At 69.9% G+C, this 17,483-nt stretch carries 15 protein-coding genes and 1 pseudogene; 13 read left to right on the forward strand and 3 right to left on the reverse strand.

What is annotated here, in order from left to right; genetic code table 11:
- On the forward strand, positions 1-477 hold a 477-nt coding region (locus ABTZ89_RS20255; RefSeq protein WP_351046849.1), incomplete at its 5' end, for a molybdopterin-binding protein.
- On the opposite strand, the gene ABTZ89_RS20260 is transcribed toward ABTZ89_RS20255, so the two are convergent.
- A complete protein-coding gene (locus tag ABTZ89_RS20260) occupies positions 478-2,769 on the reverse strand; it encodes an FdhF/YdeP family oxidoreductase (RefSeq protein ID WP_270951301.1) in 2,292 nt (763 codons plus the stop codon).
- A gap of 251 nt (positions 2,770-3,020) precedes the next feature.
- Here ABTZ89_RS20260 and ABTZ89_RS20265 point away from each other — a divergent pair, with 251 nt between their 5' ends.
- The 3 genes from ABTZ89_RS20265 to ABTZ89_RS20275 all read left to right on the forward strand — a co-directional run bounded on the left by ABTZ89_RS20265 (position 3,021) and on the right by ABTZ89_RS20275 (position 5,328).
- Positions 3,021-4,250, forward strand: coding sequence for a PucR family transcriptional regulator (locus ABTZ89_RS20265; protein WP_351046852.1), 1,230 nt, complete (start codon positions 3,021-3,023; stop codon positions 4,248-4,250).
- Between the two features lie 102 nt (positions 4,251-4,352).
- Positions 4,353-4,736, forward strand: coding sequence for a GreA/GreB family elongation factor (locus ABTZ89_RS20270; protein ID WP_502949570.1), 384 nt, complete (start codon positions 4,353-4,355; stop codon positions 4,734-4,736).
- A 16-nt stretch (positions 4,737-4,752) separates the two neighbouring features.
- On the forward strand, positions 4,753-5,328 hold the full coding sequence (locus tag ABTZ89_RS20275; RefSeq protein WP_351046855.1) for a DUF488 domain-containing protein: 576 nt from the start codon (positions 4,753-4,755) through the stop codon (positions 5,326-5,328).
- On the opposite strand, the gene ABTZ89_RS20280 is transcribed toward ABTZ89_RS20275, so the two are convergent.
- On the reverse strand, positions 5,292-6,335 hold the full coding sequence (locus tag ABTZ89_RS20280; protein ID WP_351046858.1) for an FUSC family protein: 1,044 nt from the start codon (positions 6,333-6,335) through the stop codon (positions 5,292-5,294). The genes ABTZ89_RS20275 and ABTZ89_RS20280 overlap by 37 nt on opposite strands.
- Before the next feature lie 188 nt (positions 6,336-6,523).
- Here ABTZ89_RS20280 and ABTZ89_RS20285 point away from each other — a divergent pair, with 188 nt between their 5' ends.
- The 8 genes from ABTZ89_RS20285 (at position 6,524) to ABTZ89_RS20320 (ending at position 15,798) form a co-directional block, all read left to right on the forward strand.
- Positions 6,524-7,459 carry a LysR family transcriptional regulator gene (locus ABTZ89_RS20285; protein WP_351046861.1) on the forward strand — a complete coding sequence of 312 codons (936 nt, stop codon included), beginning with the start codon at positions 6,524-6,526 and terminating at the stop codon, positions 7,457-7,459.
- Between the two features lie 204 nt (positions 7,460-7,663).
- Positions 7,664-8,683, forward strand: coding sequence for a Dyp-type peroxidase (locus ABTZ89_RS20290; RefSeq protein WP_351046864.1), 1,020 nt, complete (start codon positions 7,664-7,666; stop codon positions 8,681-8,683).
- Positions 8,680-9,477, forward strand: coding sequence for a family 1 encapsulin nanocompartment shell protein (locus ABTZ89_RS20295; protein ID WP_270951312.1), 798 nt, complete (start codon positions 8,680-8,682; stop codon positions 9,475-9,477). The genes ABTZ89_RS20290 and ABTZ89_RS20295 overlap by 4 nt, the downstream gene beginning before the upstream one ends.
- An 18-nt stretch (positions 9,478-9,495) precedes the next feature.
- Positions 9,496-9,693 carry a hypothetical protein gene (locus tag ABTZ89_RS20300; protein ID WP_351046868.1) on the forward strand — a complete coding sequence of 66 codons (198 nt, stop codon included), beginning with the start codon at positions 9,496-9,498 and terminating at the stop codon, positions 9,691-9,693.
- A gap of 179 nt (positions 9,694-9,872) precedes the next feature.
- Positions 9,873-10,199, forward strand: coding sequence for a hypothetical protein (locus ABTZ89_RS20305; RefSeq protein ID WP_351046871.1), 327 nt, complete (start codon positions 9,873-9,875; stop codon positions 10,197-10,199).
- A gap of 28 nt (positions 10,200-10,227) precedes the next feature.
- Entirely contained in the window at positions 10,228-11,511 is a 1,284-nt protein-coding gene (locus tag ABTZ89_RS20310; protein ID WP_351046874.1) for a putative T7SS-secreted protein, read from the forward strand.
- A gap of 16 nt (positions 11,512-11,527) precedes the next feature.
- Positions 11,528-12,295: a hypothetical protein gene (locus ABTZ89_RS20315; protein WP_351046877.1), complete on the forward strand. Its 768-nt coding sequence runs from the start codon at positions 11,528-11,530 to the stop codon at positions 12,293-12,295.
- Positions 12,292-15,798: a DUF6531 domain-containing protein gene (locus ABTZ89_RS20320; RefSeq protein ID WP_351046879.1), complete on the forward strand. Its 3,507-nt coding sequence runs from the start codon at positions 12,292-12,294 to the stop codon at positions 15,796-15,798. Before ABTZ89_RS20315 ends, ABTZ89_RS20320 begins: the two co-directional genes overlap by 4 nt.
- Positions 15,799-15,816: 18 nt before the next feature.
- Here ABTZ89_RS20320 and ABTZ89_RS20325 read toward each other — a convergent pair whose 3' ends face one another.
- The gene (locus ABTZ89_RS20325) at positions 15,817-16,935 is read right to left on the reverse strand and encodes an NADH:flavin oxidoreductase (RefSeq protein WP_351046882.1); all 1,119 of its coding nucleotides are present in this window, start codon (positions 16,933-16,935) and stop codon (positions 15,817-15,819) included.
- Positions 16,936-17,101: 166 nt separating this feature from the next.
- Between ABTZ89_RS20325 and ABTZ89_RS38965 the strand changes: the two are divergent.
- Positions 17,102-17,323, forward strand: a pseudogene (locus ABTZ89_RS38965) (RrF2 family transcriptional regulator); the annotation flags it as partial.
- Positions 17,324-17,483 lie beyond the last annotated feature (160 nt).

Raw genomic sequence — 17,483 nt, forward strand, 5'->3', positions numbered from 1 at the left:
GTCGTGATCACCACCGGCGGCACCGCGGCCGGTCCGGTCGACTTCGTGCACCGAGCGCTGGCCGACCTCGGCGCGCGACTCCTGGTCGACTCCGTCGCCGTTCGGCCCGGCCACCCCATGCTGCTCGCCGAACTCCCGGCGGCGGACGGGCGGAGCCGGTGGCTCGTCGGGCTGCCGGGCAATCCGCTGGCAGCCGTCGCCGGAACCGCGACCTTGGTCCACCCGCTGCTGAGCCGCCTCAACGGCCGCGACGAGATGTCCCGCCGGTGCTCCACCGCCGCGGAGCTGCCAGGACATCCGACCAGCACCAGGCTGCTGCCGGTGGTGCTCCACGAGAACGCCGCAACCGCCGTGCCTTTCGACGGTCCCGCGATGCTGCGCGGGCTGGCGCTTTCGGACGGCCTCGCCGTGGTCCCGCCCGGCGGCCTTCCCGCCGGCTCGACCGTCGAGGTCCTCGAAGCACCGCGCCCGTGGTAGTCAGGCCGACCGCTCGACGGTGACCTTCACGTGCTTCATGATCGGCTGGTCGCTCTGGGTGCTGTAGTCGCCGATCGCGCACAGGACGTTCATCTCGGGCATGTACCCGGCGGCGCAACCGCGCGGGATGTCGTAGGGGACCGCCTTGTACTGCCGCAGCGCCCGGGTGCTGCCGTCGCGGGCCGTGCTGGTGATGTCGACGGCGTCGAACTGGCCGATCCCCCGGTCGCGCATGTCCTCGGCGTTCATGAAGATCAGCGTGCGCAGGTTCTTGATGCCGCGGTAGCGGTCGTCGTCGGAGTAGATCGTGGTGTTCCACTGGTCGTGCGAGCGCATCGTCCCCAGCGCCAGGACCCCGGGGTCCGGGACGACGTCGGGCAGGGCCGCGGTGGAGAACTCCGCGCGTCCGGACGGGGTGTGGAAGACCAGTTCGCGGGCGGGTTGCCGGATGCGGAATCCCAGCGGCAGCCGCACCCGGCGGTTGAAGTCCTCGAACCCGTCGAGGACCTGCGCCATGGTGTCGCGGATCCGGTCGTAGTCCTCGACGTAGCGGGACCACGGGGTCGAGCTGTTCGGCAGCGCCGCTTGGGCCAGACCGGCGATGATGGCCGGTTCCGAGAGCAGGTGCGGTGAGGCGGGGCGCTTCATCCCGCGCGACAGGTGGACCATGCTCATCGAGTCCTCGACGGAGGTCTCCTGCAGCCCGCCCAGCTGGTTGTCCTTCTCGGTGCGGCCGAGGCAGGGCAGGATCAGCGCCTGGCGGCCGTGCACCAGGTGGCTGCGGTTGAGCTTGGTGCTGACCTGCACGGTCAGCTCGCACTTCTGCAGCGCGGCGAACGTGTGGGGGGTGTCCGGTGCGGCGAGGGCGAAGTTGCCGCCCATGCCGACGAACACCTTCACCTCGCCGCGGTGCATGGCCTCGATCGTGCCGATCGTGTCCAGCCCGTGCGCGCGGGGCGGTTCGATCCCGCAGACGTCGGCGAGCCGGTCCAGGAACTCCTCGGTCGGGCGGTGGTCGATGCCGCAGGTCCGGTTGCCCTGCACGTTGCTGTGCCCGCGCACCGGGGACGGTCCGGCGCCCTCCCGACCGAGGTTCCCGCGCAGCAGCAACAGGTTGACGATCTCGCGGACGGTGTCGACGCCGTGCTCGTGCTGGGTGACGCCCAGGCACCAGCTGAAGATGCTCCGGTGGGCTTCGCTGTAGACGCGGGCCGCCGCGGCGATGTCCGCGCGGCTGACGCCGGACTGGCGCTCGATCTCCGCCCAGTCGGTGGCTTCGCACAGCGCGCGGTACTCGTCGAACCCGGTGGTGTGGCGCTCGACGAACTCGGCGTCGATCGCCTTCGGGTTGGTGCGCGCCTCCTCCAGCACGGCCTTGGCCATGCCGCGGACCAGCGCCATGTCACCGCCGATGCGCGGCTGGACGTTCAGGGTGCTGGTGCGGGTGGACTTGAACGTGGCCATGCGGGCGAAGTCGTGCGGGATGATCGTGCGCGTGGCGGCAGCCTCCACCAGCGGGTTGATGTGCACGATCTGCGCGCCCCTGCGGTAGGCCTCGGCGAGCGAGGTGAGCATCCGCGGAGCGTTGGACGCCGCGTTGACGCCGAGGATGAACAGGGCGTCGGTCATCTCCCAGTCCTTGAGGTCGACCGTTCCCTTCCCGGTGCCCAGCGCGGCCTGCAGGGCGCGGCCGCTGGCTTCGTGGCACATGTTCGAGCAGTCCGGCAGGTTGTTCGTGCCGAACTCCCGGGCCATCAGCTGGTAGAGGAAGGTCGCCTCGTTGCCCAGGCGCCCGGACGTGTAGAAGGACGCCTGGTCGGGGGTGTCGAGGTCGGCCATCGCGCGGCCGAAGAGGGCGAAGGCGTCCCGCCAGGAGATCGGCACGTAGCGGTCGGTGTCCGGGTCGTAGCGCATGGGCTCGGTCAGCCGGCCCTGGTCCTCGAGCTCGAAGTCGCTCCACCCGGACAGCTCGGTGACGGTGTGCGCGGCGAAGAACTCCCTGCCGACCCGCTTGCGGGTCATCTCCCAGGTGACGTGCTTGATGCCGTTCTCGCAGATGTCCAGGTGCAGGCCCTTGGTGTCGTCCGGCCAAGCGCACCCCGGGCAGTCGAAACCGCCGTTCTCGTGGTTCATGCGCATGATGGCGCGCGGCCCGGTCACCAGCTCGCGCTCGCGGACCAGGAACTCGGTCACGCTCTTGGCGGCGCCCCACCCGGCGGCGGGGTGGTGGTAGGGCCGGAACTCCGGCGACTCGCCGTCGCCCGGTCGCGCTGCGCCCTGGTGCTCGTTCATCCCACGCTCCTGCCGTCCTGCGCTCGACCTCTGCATCCCACCACCGGGGCCGGGAGGTGGCAAACGAGACGAGGCCGCGGCGCCGCCGGCACCAGGCCGGTTGTGCCCGGCTCCAGAAAATGTTGGTGCCGGGCACAACCTGCGGGAACGGTGGGGCGTCGGCCTTGACGGCTCCGGAAGTCCCCAGTAGACCGGACCTCGGCCGGAACGCACGTACCGCGCCCACGAGCGAGAACGAGGTGGTCCGCCCGGTGAGGGGTGAAGGTCTCGACGAGCTCGCCGGTTGGGCCGAGGCGCAGCTCCCCGAACTGATCGACGAGGTGTGCGCGGCGGTCCGCGAGCGCATCGACCTGTACCGCGGGGACGACGTCGTCCCCGCTGCCGATCTGTACCGATCGGTGGATCTGAACCTGCGGTTCATGCTCGGGGCGCTCGTCGGGCAGCAACTGGCACCGGACCAGCTGGACGCGCCGCGGGAGACCGGCAGGACCCGCGCGCACCAGGGGGCTCCGCTGCCGGAAGTGCTGCGCGTCTACCGGATCGGCTACGCGATGCTGTGGGACCTGCTCGTCGCGCGCGCCCGTCGCGACGATCGAGCGGGGACGCTGGACGCGCTCCTCGACGCAGCGAGCAGGCTCTGGGAGCTGACCGACGAGCACGCGCTGGCGCTCACCGAGGCGTACCGGGCCGCGACCGCCGAACTGCTGGTCGCCCAGCAGCGGCGGCGTTCGGCGCTGGTCGAAGCGCTGCTCACCGGTCAACCGGTACCGAACGGCCCGTGGGAAGCCGGGAAGCTGCTCGGCCTGGCCCCGGACGCGAACTTGGCGGTCGTCGTCGCCGAGACCCGAACCCTGGCCGAGGAGAGCTTGGTCGGTGTCGAGCGGTCCCTGGCAGAGCTGGGCATCGTGTCGGCCTGGCAGCTCACCCCGGCGGTGCAAGCGGGCATCGCGTCCCTGCGCGAGGACCAGCACGACGCCCTGCTGCGGGTCCTGCGCGAGCTCGCCTCCGCCCGCACCGGGGTGAGCCCGCTCTTCCAGCGGCTGGCCGACGCGCCGCGCGCCCTGCACTTCGCCCGGGTGGCGCTGGCCGGGCTACCGCCGGGGAAGGCCGGTGTGCGGGTGTTCAGCTCGAGCCCGCTGGCCGCGCTCGTCGCCAGCGACCCCGAGGAGGGCCGGCGGCTCGCGGAGGATGTCCTCGGTGGACTGCTGGACCTCCCAGCGGACGATCGCGACGGACTCCTGGACACCTTGCACGCCGTCTTCGACAACGGCGGATCCACCGCTAGCGCCGCTCGCGCGCTGCACTGCCACCCCAACACCGTCCGGTACCGGTTGCGCCGGATCCACGAGCTCACCGGTCGGCCGCTGAGCGATCCGCGATCGCTCGCCGAGCTGGTGACCGCGTCCTACGCGCTGCGTTCGGGGCTGCGGACCCCGCAGGATGTCGGGAGCGCGACCAGGTTCGAGGAGGAGTCGGGATGAGCGTCGAGAACCCCGGTGGGCAGTTGCCGGAGCAGGCCCGCGACCAGCTGGAAGCGGAACTGGGCGGACTTGAGGTAACGACGCCGAGCGCTGGTCGCCGAGGTGCGCGACCAGGAAAGCGACGTCGGCGATCGCGCCGACGAGGCCAACGCCCTGGAGTCGGGGGAAGACCTGGCCGCGATCGACGAGCGGATCAGCAGGGTGACCGACCTGCTCGCCGGTGGCCCGGGGCGGGCTCCCGGGCAGGTACCGGACGGCACCACGGCCACCCTGCGGTTCGAGGACGGCACCGAGCAGGCGGTGCGGGCGGTGGCGATCATCGAGGAGATCGCGTCCGGTCAGCACGAAGTCGCGGTGACCACCGACAGCCCGCTGGGCCTGGCGCTGGCCGGTCACCGAGCTGGGGACACCATCAGCTACTCGACGCCGGGCGGGGAGGTGCGGGCGCAGATCCTCTCCCTGGAATTCCCGGGAGACCGGGCATGACCGCCCGGAGTCCGAAGTGGACGGAACAGCGAGCGGCGCGGCGCCGATGCGGGTGCTGACCTTCGGCCACGGCACGGCCGACGCGGCGACGATGACCGAGTTGCTGCGCGGCGCCGATGTCCGGCAGCTGGTCGACGTGCGCACCGCACCTGGCAGCCGCCACAACCCCGACGCCACCCGCGCGGCGATGTCGCACTGGTTGCCCGAGGCGGACATCGGCTACCGCTGGGAATCGCGGCTCGGTGGATGGCGCCGAGCGCACCCGGACGGCCCCGACACCGCATTGCGCAACCAGGCGTTCCGCGGCTACGCCGAGCACATGCGCTCCGCCGAGTTCAAGGCCGGCATCGACGAACTGCTCGCCCACGCGGCCGCGGAGCTGAACGCGGTGATGTGCGCCGAGTCGTTGTGGTGGCGCTGCCACCGCAAGATGATCGCCGATTTCCTGACCCTGGTGCGCGGGGTGGAGGTCGGCCACCTGATGCACGACGGGAAGGTGCGACCGCACCGCCCGAGCCCGGAAGCACGCGTGGTCCGGGAGCGCGGGGTGCTCATCTACGACGCAGGACAACCCCCGCTGGACGCGGGCTGACGCTTGCGGACGACGATCGCCGCCGCGATCCCGGCGCTGACACCGATCAGCGTGTCGATCGCGCGGTCCCGGAGCAGCGCCAGCGGATCGGCCGGGGCGGCGAGAGCGGTCATGAGCATGATCAGCGGGGTGAAGAAGCCCAGCGCCAGCCCGTAGTGGCGGGCCATGAAGAGCTCGGTGGGGAACAGCAGGGCCATCACGAACACGGCCAGCAGGACGTTGGACAGGTGGGGGAGCAGGAGCGCAGCGGTGACCGAGAGTCCCGCGAGGGTGCCCAGCACGCGGTGGATCCCGCGGTGGGTGACGTCCCGGATCCCGGGGGCCAGCCGATCCCGCACGCCGATCACCGCCAGCGGAACGGCGGCGGAGGCCGTGGCCCAGTTCGCGTGATCGACCCCGAGGACCAGCCCACCCGCGCCCGCCGCGGAGACGGCCACCGCGTAGCGGCCGGCGTGGACCAGCGAGCCGGGCCCGCGCTCGACCTGGCGCCCGGTGAAGCGCTCGCGGGACCGGATCGCGCCCGCCGAGCTGACGAGCAGGCAGAAGAGCACGGTCGCGGCGCAGATCGAGATGGCCGCCCAGGGGGCGACCCGGTCGGCGGGAACCGACGCGGTGGCACCCAGCGCGAAGATGCCGAAGAACGGGCCGGCCGGTCTGAGCCCGAGCCGGTCCGACACCAGCGACCACACCGAAGCGCACCCGATCTGGGTCACCACCAGGACCCACGGGGGAGCGTGCGAGTGGGAGAGCAGGACGCCCGTGCCCACACCGCTGAGCAGCACACCGCCGGCCTGGGCCTGGTGCACGAGGCGGAGCCGGTGGGGCTCGGCCCGGCCGTACATGCCGGTGAAGGACCCGAACGCGGCGTAGATGATCAGATCGGGGCGTCCGGCCGCGAGCAGGACGAGCCCGGGGACGAACAGCCCGACGGCGACCCGGCACGCGTGCCGGTGGTCGTCCTCGGCCGGGCCGAGCCGGGCGAGCGACCGGAGCTGAGCCCGCAGCAAGGGAACCTCCGATCGTCGTCCGCGGCACCAGCGGACGGCGTCGTTGCCGCGGTCGGTGCCCACCTCCTGCCGGTGAGTCTGGTCGGTGCTCGGGGGTCAGGTCCAAGCGGAAACGTCGACGATCCGGTAGGCCGCGCTTATCAGCCGAGCTCGATCGCGGTGCGGCTGTCGGACGGCGGAGAGCGGGCGTGGTCGAATGGGGCATGCTCTTCCGCCAGCTCGAGTACTTCGTGGCGCTCGCCCGCGAGCGGCACTTCGCGCGCGCCGCGGCCGCCTGCTACGTCTCGCAGCCCGCGCTGTCGGAGGCCATCAGGAAGCTGGAGCAGGAGCTGAAGGTGCCGCTGGTCCGGCGCGGGCGCAGCTTCGAAGGCCTCACCCCCGAAGGCGAGCGGCTGGTGCTGTGGGCGCGGCGCATCCTGGCCGACCACGATGCGCTCAAGCAGGAGGTCACGGCGCTGCAGACCGGTCTCACCGGCGAGCTCCGGCTGGGCGTGATCCCCGCGGCGGCGAGCACGGTCGCGCTGCTGACCGACCCCTTCTGCGCCGAGCACCCGCTGGTGCGCGTGCAGTTGGAGACGAGCCTGCGGTCGTCGGAGATCGTCGACCGGATCCGCCGGTTCGAGCTGGACGCGGGCGTCATCTACCCCTACGGGCTGAACACCGGCGATCTCGTGATCACCCCGCTGTACGAGGAGCAGCACGTGCTCATCGCCAGCAGCGAGCTGCTCACCGGCCGGTCGGAGGCCATCAGCTGGTCCGACGCGCTGGAACTGCCGATGTGCTTGCTCACCGGGGGGATGCGCGGACGCCAGCTGATCGACGACGCGCTGGCCGCCCAGGACCTGGCGGTCACCCCGCAGCTGGAGGCCGACTCAGTGGTGGCGCTGCTCGCGCACGTCGGCACCGGGCGGTGGGCGAGCATCGTCCCGCAGACCTGGATCAGGACGCTGCGACCACCACCCGGCGCCCGCGTGCTGGAGCTGCGCGACCCGTCGGTCACCGCGGAGATCGCCCTCGTCACCAGCGCTGTGGAGCCCGGTTCGGTCCTGACGCGCGCGCTGGTCCAGATCGCGCGGAACACCCCCATCGGCGATGCGCTGAGCAGCGGTCCTCGTCCCAGCTGAGATCGGCACCGCCTATCGAGCGGTCGGAACCGCGTCTTGGACGGCGTGCGCTGCCGCGCGCCAAAATCAACTCCAGAGGTCGCGACGTGCTGTTGCCGACCGTCTAGGAGTCCTGCATGCTCTGCCGCGGAGATCCGGAACGACGCTGGTTCCGGTGAATCGCGACCACGTGCGTGCGGTGCGACGACGTTCTGGAGGACCGGCGTGGCGAACCCGCCTGATGATCGACCGGAACCGCAACCGGTGCTGACCCCGCTGACCGGCTCGGCGATCTTCCTGGTGCTGACGATCAACGGCGGCGGCGAACCGGCGGTGCGGGACCTGCTCGGAGACCTGGCCGGACTGCAGCGCGCGGTGGGCTTCCGCTACCCCGAAGGCGGCCTGGCCTGCGTGGCGGGCATCGGCTCGACGGCCTGGGACCGCCTGTACTCCGGACCTCGCCCGGCCGATCTGCACGTGCTGCCCGAGTACGCCGGACCGCGCCACCGGGCGGTGTCCACCCCGGGCGACGTCCTGCTGCACATCCGGGCCCGGCAGATGTTCCTGTGCTTCGAACTCGCCACGCAGATCCTGACCCGGCTGGGCAGCGCGGTCTCGGTGGTCGACGAGGTGCACGGCTTCAAGTACTGGGACCAGCGCGACCTGCTCGGCTTCGTCGACGGCACGGAGAACCCGGAGGGCAACGCGGCACGCAGAGCGGTGACGGTCACCGCCGAGCAGGACGCCCCGTTCGAGGGCGCCAGCTACGTGATCGTGCAGAAGTACTTGCACGACACGGAGTCCTGGAACGCGCTGCCGGTCGAGGAGCAGGAGCGGATCATCGGCCGCACGAAGCTCGACGACATCGAGCTGGACGACGACGTCAAACCGCCGGACTCGCACGTCGCGGTCAACACGATCATCGAGTCGGACGGCACCGAGCGGCAGATCGTGCGCGACAACATGCCGTTCGGCACCCTCGGCGACGGCGAGTTCGGCACCTACTTCATCGGCTACGCCAACGATCCGGCGGTGATCGAGCTGATGCTGGAGCGGATGTTCACCGGCACCGGCGAGGTGAGCCACGACCGGATCCTGGACTTCTCGACGGCGATGACCGGATCGCTGTTCATCGTGCCCACCGCGGACTTCCTCGACGACCAGCCACCCCCGCCGGAACTGGGACGCGCGGCCGAGGCCGATGCGTCGTTGCGGATCGGCAGCCTGAAGGGACGACAGCCATGAACAACCTGCACCGCGAGCTGGCCCCGATCTCGGAGGCGGCCTGGCAGGAGCTGGAGGACCAGGTCCGCGAGGTGTTCGTGCTCAACGCCGGCGCCCGCCGGGTCGTGGACGTGCCGGACCCGAAGGGCCCCGGTCTGGCCGCGGTGGGCACCGGTCACCTCGGCGAGCCCACCACCGCGGCGGCAGGCGTGCAGATGCGGGTCCGCGCGGCCCGGCCGGTCGTCGAACTGCGGATGCCGTTTCGGGTCTCGCGAGAGGCGGTCGATTCGGTGGAGCGAGGAGCTCAGGACGCCGACTGGTCACCTGCGGTCATCGCCGCGCAGCAGATCGCCCTGGCCGAGGACAGCGCCATCTTCGACGGCTTGCCGTCCGCCGGCACCGACGGTCTGCGCAGCGGCTCGTCCCACGAGGTCATCGCCCTGCCATCGGACGTCTCGGCCATCCCGGAAGCGGTGGCGCAAGCACGGACGGCGCTGCGCTCGGCGGGAGTCGGCGGTCCCTGCGCGTTGCTGCTGAGCCCGGACCTGCACACCGCGGTCAGCGGTGCGGTGGTCGGCGGACGGCTCGCGGTCGAGGAGCTTTCCCGCGTCGTCGGTGGCGACGTCCTGTGGTCACCGGCCCTGGACGGGGGCATGCTGGTGTCGACCCGCGGCGGTGACAGCGAACTGGTCCTCGGCCGCGACCTGTCGATCGGCTACCTCGGCCACGACGCGACGTCGATCGAGCTGTACCTGGAGGAGAGCTTCGCCTTCCAGCTGCACAGCCCCGAAGCAGCCATCGAACTGGCCAGCTGAACCCGCCGAGGAGCAACCATGACCGAAGACCCGAACCCGGACCCGGGCTGGTACTTCAACCTGCGCACGCACAAGGTCGAACACCACGACCGAGCCAGGGCCGCCGACCTCCTCGGTCCGTACCCCGACGAGGAAACAGCCCGAAGGGCCCTGGAAATCGCAGCGGAGAGAACCCGCCGAGCAGACGCCGAAGACGAGAAGTGGGACGAAGACTGACCTCCCTGCGGAGGTCCGTCCACATCGGACTGCTGTTCGTCCACGAGGAGTCCCGAGACAGGAGTCCGGACGAGGGGTGATATGGGCTGAACGGGTGAAACTGGCAGGTTCTGCCCTCCCGAAAACGCACGTTCCGTAGGCTGCCGCCTCGTAAGTGCTTCGGTCGGGGGAGGCAGCAGGTGGCCGCGGACGGGTTCTCCGTCGACATCGACGCGCTCAAGGACGCCGGCCTCGGGCTGGCCGACCTGCTGGCCATGATGGACGAGGTCCGGGTCGACAACATCGACTGCGCACCGGACGCGCTGGGGCACGGAACGCTGTCCGAGGCCTACGCGTCGTTCACCGACCGATGGCGACTCGGGCTCGGTTACCTCACCGAGGACGGCAACGAGCTGTCCCGGCGATTGATCGACACCGCGGGCAACTACCTCGAAGTGGACCAGCAGGCGATGCGGGACCTGCAAGTGATCCTCGACGCGTTCGGCGCTGCTCCCCGCGATGTCTGAGCTCGGCGCGACGACCGACCCGAAGGCGTTGGTCCCCGGTGATGCCGACCAGATCAGGGCCTCCCGGCAAAGCCTCCTCGCTTATGGCGAGAACCTGGTGCGCATCGGGGAGGGCCTGCAGGACCTCGACACCGGAGGGTGGACGGGCGAGGCGGCCGATCGGTTCCACGACTACTTCGACGGCGAGCCGACCCGCTGGATCGCCAGCGGTGACGCGTTCAACGCCGCCGCGGAAGCGATCGGCGAGTACGCCGACTGCTTGCAACGGGCCCAGGGGGAAGCGGCGGAAGCGATTCGCCTCTGGGATCAGGGCGAAGCTGCGACCAAGCAGGCCGAACAGCAACATCGGCAAGCGGTGCAGGCTGCAGCTGGAGGAGCTGCAGCCGAACCGTTCTCCGACCCCGGAGCGCCGATGCGCGAGCAGGCGAGCGCGGTCTTGCAAGCCGCGCGCGGCGAGGTCAGCACAAGTGGAGACCTGGCGGCTGCTGCGCTGATCCGGGCTCAACAACCCGCGCCGGAAGAACCGTCCCTGCTGGAGCAGATCGGTGATGCGCTGGAGGACTTCGCCGAAACTGTCGGGGACATACCGGGAAACATCGTCCACTACGGCCTGAACAAGGCTGCGGACGTCGACCAGGCGATAGGCGCGGTCGGCGGGCTGGCCATCGAAGGAGCCGGTCTGCTCGGCGGGTGGGCCAGCGACGTCGGCGGCGATGTCCTGGGTGGCGCGGTCAGCGGCGCCGGCGAGCTGCTCGGCAACGAGACGCTCGAGCTCTACGGCGACGTGATCAACGAGATGGGGGACCGGCGCGGTCAGGAGTTCGTCGAGACCACCCGCGACTACGGCCAGCAGGTAGCCGAAGACGCCCGCACGAGCGCGGAGCACCTGCGGGAGAAGGCCGACGAATACGCCACCGCCCTGGGCGCCGAGCCCGAAGAGGCCGATCTTCCCCAGTACGTCATCGTCGACGAGGACCGCTACCCCGAATCGGCCCAGCACATCGAAGAGGCACAAGACGGCCTGTTATCGGATGGACGACGGAAAGTGCCTTCAGAGCCGAAGCCTTCCGAGCTCACGATTGAGCGAGCCGGCGCCGATATCAACCGCAGGGAAGCTCTTCGTGGCATTCCAGGTAGGGGGAAGGAAGGACTTGACCGGGACGAATACCCTCCTGCCGTCTTCGCGGAGGGCGGGAACGGAGCCAGCGTGAAGTACATCCCGGCGAGTGACAACCGAGGAGCTGGCTCGTCGATGGGGAATCAAATGAGGGGTTTGGAGAACGGTGACAGGGTCAAGATCATGGTTGGCTGAGGAGTGAGGTCGGTTGGTGACGGAGCTGGATCGGCTGCTCGAGGTGGCTGCGAGGCGTGACCGGTCGGCCGATCTGGTTTGGCCTGCTGCTGCAGCGGCTATCGAGTTGCTGTGGTGGTACGACCGGGGTTCGGATGCGCGGCGTCTTGCTGAGGTGACCATCAGGGACTTCGCGGCCTGCCCGGGCGACTTGTTCGTGCAGAGAGTCCCTTTCGATGAGGCTCTGGTGGTTGGATCGGTTGTGGACGGGCTTGATCCAGTTGGATTCCTTGCTGGTTTGCTTGACGTCATTCCCGATGACACCGTGCTGGGTAAACATCTTGGATGGCTAGCGGAGAACTATGGCCGTCCTTATGACGCCGTAGGACTTTTCGGGGGATTCGAGTGGGTCTACCCATCGAAGCCGTTGAAGAGGATCCCGCAGGCGCTGTCCGAGCGGGATTTGAGCAGCTTGGACGACGCCGAGCGGTTCCGGCTGTACAGCGGTGCCCACCACTGTCGTCAGTATCCGGTGGCGCGAAGGCTGTTGGACGAATCTGGTGAGTTCCCCACCAGGTGGGCGGAAGCTACCTGGATGGCGGGGCACATGGTTGAGGACGGCGAGGTAGAGCTGGCCAGCGACTTGATCCTGCACGTCGTTCCCGATTGGCATCCGTTCGAGGTGTGGGACGTCGTTCCCACCAACCTGGTGATCCAACCTCGGCTTCGTCCGGCTGTGACGCCGGAGATCCGGGAGGCGGTGTTCCGGCGGGTGGACATCTCGCAGATTCCTGGAGTGGCATGACGTCGGCGCTGGAGTTGCTGCTCGACCGCTCGCGTGGCCCGGCCGGGTTGGCCAGGGAAGTCGAACTGGATGCGGAGGAAGGCCCGCTGGTCGAGTTGGCCGCCTTGCTGAGCCTGCGGAACGGCTTTTTCGCGTTCAACGCCGGTGTTCAGGTTTTTCGTGCCGGAGATCCCGGTATCGGCCCCGAGCTGGGCGGGTGGAACCGGAGCCGCACTTGGAAGGATGCCTACGGCGGTCTGGCCGACGGGCTCTTCTGCTTCGGCCAGGACCTGTTCGGCGTGCAGTTCGCCGTGCAGGACCGTCGCAGCGTCGTGACCTTCGATCCGGAGACCGCGCGCATCACGGAGCTCGGATCGTCCCTTGAGGACTGGGCGCGTTGGTTGCTGAGCGATCCCGACCAGAACGGGTGCCGCACCTTCGCGACGCGTTGGCAGGACGAGAACGGGGCACTGCCGCCCGATCAGCGCTTGATTCCGCGGCGGTTCTTCGTGCTCGGCGGTGGTTACGACTACGCGAACCTGACCGCCAAGGACGCCGCCGAATGCATGCGGATCCGCGGGCCGATCGCGGAACAGGCCGCTGCGCTGCCAGATGGCGCGAGATTGCAGATCACCATCCCGCAGTACCCGACCGGCGATGCGGCGGAGCACGACCGCGCGCCATCGGCGATGACGCTGGTGCGAAACGGGGTTGACGTCGCCAGCGGTCGGGTCGTCGTGGAGCACGTCGACGCCGAGCTCGCGGGGTTCCTGCCACTGGTCCTCCGGCGAACGCATGTGTCCTCCTACCAGTCGGGCAGGGCGTTCGGCGCCGGTTGGGCCTCCACTGTGGACCAGCGGTTGATCATCGATCACGAGACGGTTCGCTTCATCGCCGAGGACACCACCATCGTCGATTTCCCGATTCCGGAGGCTGGAACGTCGGTGCGGCCCGTGCGCGGCGGCGGGCGCCAGCTCGCCCTCGCGGAAGACGGCGCCTTCACCATCGCCGACGGTCAGCTGACCCTCCACTTCGGTTCGGCCGGCGATGAACGGTTGCTCACCGCGATCATCGATCGCAGCGGGAATCAGATCGAGTTCCTCCGGGACGAAGCCGACGCGCCGGTCGCGGTGCAGCACAGCGGTGGCTACCGGCTCCGGTTCGACACGGTGGATGGCCTGGTCACGGCGGTGCACCTGTGCGGATCGGAACACGACGACCTGCTGAAGACCTACACCTACGACGAGGGCCGATTGGTCGCAGTGGCGGGGCCGGACGGCTCGAAGCTGACTTTCGAGCACGACGGCGACTGGATCTCGGGAATCACCGACCGCAGCGGGGACTGGTTCCGCTACACCTACGACGAAGCGGGACGCTGCGTCCGCACGACCGGCGTCGATGGGATCCTCAACGGCGACATCGAATACCAGGGCCGGCGCAGGCGAGTCACTGACTCAGCGGGGTTCAGCACGGCGTACGGAATCAACGTCGATGGACGAGTGGAGAGCGTGGTCGATCCGCTCGGCGCCGAATCGACCTTCGACCACGACCCGCGCGGGTACCTGCGATCCACGACGGACCCGCTGGGCCGCACCACCCGGCACACCTACGACGAAGCGGGAAACCGGACCTCCACCATCCGTCCCGACGGAGCCCGCACCAGGTGGCAGTACGACGAACGAGGACTGGTCACCGCAGTCGTCCGCCCAGATGGCGCCGTGCACCGGTGGTCGTACGACGAGTGCGGAAACCTGATCCGCGAGGTCGACGCCATGGGCGCGGCCACGACGTACACCCGCAACGACCGCGGGCACGTCACCGCTATCACCGATGCGCTCGGCAAAACGCGCAGCTTCACGCTGAATGCTGCCGGACTGCCGATCGCCGTGACCGATGCGCTCGGCAATGTGACGTGCTACGAGCGCGATGCCTTCGGACGGGTGTCGGTGATGACGGACCCGACCGGGGTGGTGCACCACACCCGTGGTGAGACGGCTCCCGACGGAGCAGTTGAGCACGTCGAGCGGAACGGGGCCACCTCGATCGGCCGGCTGCGGTCCGGCTCCGTCGCGAGTGGACAGTCCGGCCGAGTCGTCACGGTGGCCCAGCCGGACGGTGGTCAGGTCGAATGCACCTACGACACCGAGATGCGCCTGGTCCAAGCCGTTCGGGGACCTGGTTCGACCCGTCGGTACGAATACGACCCCCGCGGTCTCCTGGTGCGCGAGACCGACGAGGACGGCCGCGTGAACGCCTACCGCTACGACGCGGCCGGGCAGCTCGTAGGAGGGTTGCTGCCCGGCGGCGTCGAGCTGCGTCTGGTCCGCGACGTGCAGGGCAACGTGATCGAACGGCGCTGCGGCGAGGCCATCGCGACCTTCAACTACGACGCGGTCGGTCGGCTCGTCGCTGCCATGGACGGTGACACCCAGACCGGGTTCACCTACGACCGAGTTGGCCGGCTCCTGACCGACACGACCAACGGCCGTTCCGTGACCTCGGCCTACGACGCCCTGGGCCGACGTGTCCGTCGCCGAACTCCGTCGAACGCGGAGAGCACTTGGGTGTACGACGCCGCTGATCGGCCAGTCGCGATGCGAACTGCAGGGCGCACGTTGCGGTTCGTCCACGACGCCGCGGGGCGGGAGTTCCAGCGCACGCTCGGTGGCGAAGTCGTGCTGACCTGGGAACGCGACGTCCGCGGTCGAGCGACAGCGAAGGTGATCGGTGACCAGCAGCACCGTCGCGAGGCCGGGAGGAACGCAGAACCGCTGGGGAAAGGCGGTCTCGCGCACGACGGTTCGGTCGTGAGCTCAGGTGGGGGCTTCCCGCAGACCAGCGCTCCTGGCAGCAGGCCTCGGCAAGTCGAGCACGACGACCGAGGACGCCGCGTGCTCAGCCGGGATCCTCGCGGCACTTGGCGCTACGCCTGGGATGACGAAGGAAGGCTGGTCGGGGTGACGACGCCCGACGGGACCCGCTGGCAGTACCGCTACGACGCGCTCGGCCGTCGGGTCGCCAAGCAGCGGATGACTCCGGACGGACGCGGCGTTGCCGAGCAGGTCGAGTTCTCGTGGGACGGAGCCGTGCTGGCTGAGCAGGCGCACACCGACCGGCGGCCCAACGGGCCCGCGCTGGGCGACCTCCGGGCAACGGCGTGGGAGTACAAGCCCGGTACCGGAGAAGTCCTGACGCATTCCGACCGATCCCCGATCCGCAGCGATTCCCGCAGGTGGGCGGACGAGCGGCTGTTCGCCGTCATCGCCGATCTGGAAGGCGCGCCGAGGGAGCTGCTCGACATCAAGGGCGCCATCGTCGCGCACGATCCCAGCGCGAACGGAGGCGGTCTCGCGGTGACCCCGTTGCGGCGGGACGGGTACTACTGCGATCCCGAGACGGGATTGTGGTGCCGCACCGGCGGTTTCAGCGATCCGGAGCTCGATGTCGAGCTCTCACCCGGGCGCCTGTGGATCGAGCCGCGGGGCCCACATCGCGCCGCTGGACCTGGCGGGTCAGTGGCGTGATGTGGGCCGGCCATCGGGTCAGTGCAGGGTTTCGATCGCGGCCTTGCTGTACGGGGTGAGGTCGGCCAAGCGGTCGTTGAGGACCTTGTCCGCCCACTCGGGGTCGGCGAGGAGGCCGCGGCCGACCGCGACGAGGTCGAACTCGTCCTGCTCCAGGCGGTCGAGGAGCCGGTCCACGTTGTCCACGGCCGCGCCCGCCCCGGTGAGCGAGCCCGGTTCGAAGACCTTGTTCAGGCCGACCGAGCCTACGGTGATGACCGGCTTGCCGGTGACCTTCTTCGTCCAGCCCGCGATGTTGAGCTCGGAACCGGAGTCGGGGAACTCCGGCTGCCAGTAGCGGCGGCCGGAGGCGTGGAAGGCGTCGACTCCGGCGTCCGCCAGCGGGGTGAGCACGGCTTCCAGCTCGCCGGGGTCCTCGGCCAGGCGGACGTCGTAGTTGTCGGACTTCCACTGGGAGAAGCGCAGCACGACGGGGAAGTCCGGGGCGACCTTCTCCCGGATGGCGGCCACGACGTCCGCGGCGAACTTCGTGCGGGAGACCGGGTCACCGCTGTAGGCGTCGGTGCGCTGGTTGGTGCGCTCCCACAGGAACTGGTCGATGAGGTACCCGTGCGCGCCGTGCAGCTCCACGCCGTCGAAGCCGATGCGCTCGGCAGCCTGCGCGGCGTCGGCGAAAGCGCGGACGACGTCGTCGATGTCGGTGAGGGTCATCGCCGCGCCGGCGCCGGGCGTGCCGTCCAGCGCGATCCCGGACGGCCCGACGGAGGGCGCCGAGGTGAACGGCGGGGCCCCGGCCGGGCGCTGGATGCCGACGTGCCAGAGCTGGGGCATGATCTTGCCGCCCTGCGCGTGCACCGCCTCCACAACCCGGGACCAGCCGGCGAGCTGCTCCTCGCCGTGGAAGCGGGGGACGCCATCGCTGAACCCGGCGGACGGGTGATCGACGGTGGTTCCCTCGGTGATGATCAGGCCGGTGCCTGCTGCGGCGCGGCGGGCGTAGTAGGCGGCCACGTCCTCGCCGGGGATGCCGCCCGGGGAGTGCTGGCGGGTCATCGGGGCCATGACGATGCGGTTCGGCAGCGTCGCCGACCCCAGCGTGAACGGGCGGGACAGCAGCTGAGCTGCGCGGGTGCTCACTGTGACGGTCTCCTGTGCCGAGGAAAATGTTCAAGTCAAGAGTACAGTTCGAGATGCCAAGTGCAACTGTGAGAGTTGCTATTCTTGACCCGGTAGGATCGGTGCCGATCTGGGGGCGGAGGTGGAGACCGTGTTGGACATCCGGTTCTCCCGTGCGCTGAAGGTGATGCTGTTCCTCGCGCTCTCCGACGCGGACGAGGCCACCGCGCAGAGCTCGGCCCAGCTGGCCCGCAATCTGAACACCAACCCGAGCCTGGTCCGCAAGCTCCTGGTCCCGCTGGTCAACGCCGGACTCGTCGTGTGCGCGAAGGGTCGCGCCGGAGGAGCGAGGTTGGGCAGGCCCGCGGAGACCATCACGTTGGCGGAGATCTACCGCTGCGCGGTCGGCGACAAACCCCTGTGGGCCTGCTCGCCGGCCGGTGAGCAGGAGGCCTGCCTGGTCAGCGCGCACGCGAGCGACTACTTCGCCGCGCTCACCGCCGACGCCAGCTTGGCCACCGCACGACCGGTCTTGGCCGAGACGTTGACCCGCTCGGCCCAGCGCACCC

It is taken from the genome of Saccharopolyspora sp. NPDC002686, from assembly GCF_040295745.1.
Lineage (GTDB): Bacteria > Actinomycetota > Actinomycetes > Mycobacteriales > Pseudonocardiaceae > Saccharopolyspora > Saccharopolyspora oryzae.

What these genes read in the sequence shown, in the direction of transcription:
- ABTZ89_RS20260 (WP_270951301.1), bottom strand. Translation starts at nt 2,769, where the DNA reads ATGAACGAGCACCAGGGCGCAGCGCGACCGGGCGACGGCGAGTCGCCG.
- ABTZ89_RS20295 (WP_270951312.1), top strand. Translation starts at nt 8,680, where the DNA reads ATGAACAACCTGCACCGCGAGCTGGCCCCGATCTCGGAGGCGGCCTGG.
- ABTZ89_RS20320 (WP_351046879.1), top strand. Translation starts at nt 12,292, where the DNA reads ATGACGTCGGCGCTGGAGTTGCTGCTCGACCGCTCGCGTGGCCCGGCC.
- ABTZ89_RS20300 (WP_351046868.1), top strand. Translation starts at nt 9,496, where the DNA reads ATGACCGAAGACCCGAACCCGGACCCGGGCTGGTACTTCAACCTGCGC.